Here is a 593-nt window from a genome sequence, read left to right on the forward strand (position 1 = left end):
TGGGGGGGCACAACATACGGTCGATTTATGGCCCCAGCATTGCTGCAAAATATAGAAGAACTTGATTCCAGTGAAGGGACAGCCGAACAAAGGGCTGTCAAAAAGGTTAGTGAGGTCGCAAGCATATTGACGAACTCTGGCATTTCAAACCAGCAACTTGGTCTGAATATGCTCATCTACGAGATGGCACAACAAGGGAATATCGCCTTTTTTGACGAGCATACAGACGCAAGTAAATTGGCAGCAATGATGCAAGTTCGGGCTCAGCGAAACGCAGCCTGGCAGCTGGAGTCGGATAATTTTGCCTCCGTGATGGTTCCTCTAATCACATTCTTTGAAAACTTTGTTTTCGCAATTTCCCCCCTAATGGTGTTCGTGGTTTTCTTGGGCGCCGGGGGGATAAAGCTCCTTGGCAAATACATGTTCCTGGTTCTTTGGGTGCAAATGTGGATGCCTTTGATGGCAGTGGTGAATTTATACCTAATTATGTCCGCAACAGGGTCAATGGATACGCTCATACAGAGTCATGCGGGATTGGGATCCTTTGCAATGCTCAGCTATATGGGAACCGAGGTTAATACTTGGATGGGGGT

Annotated in this window: 1 protein-coding gene; it reads left to right on the forward strand. The window is 47.2% G+C overall.

Features of this window, described 5'->3' with window-relative positions:
- Nucleotides 1–27: 27 nt before the first annotated feature.
- Nucleotides 28–593, forward strand: a 566-nt coding sequence (locus tag F8C76_RS17785) for a conjugal transfer protein TraG N-terminal domain-containing protein (RefSeq protein WP_211372177.1), incomplete at its 3' end; no start/stop codon positions are given.

It is taken from the genome of Flagellimonas olearia, assembly GCF_009184425.1.
In the GTDB taxonomy this organism is placed as follows: domain Bacteria; phylum Bacteroidota; class Bacteroidia; order Flavobacteriales; family Flavobacteriaceae; genus Flagellimonas; species Flagellimonas olearia.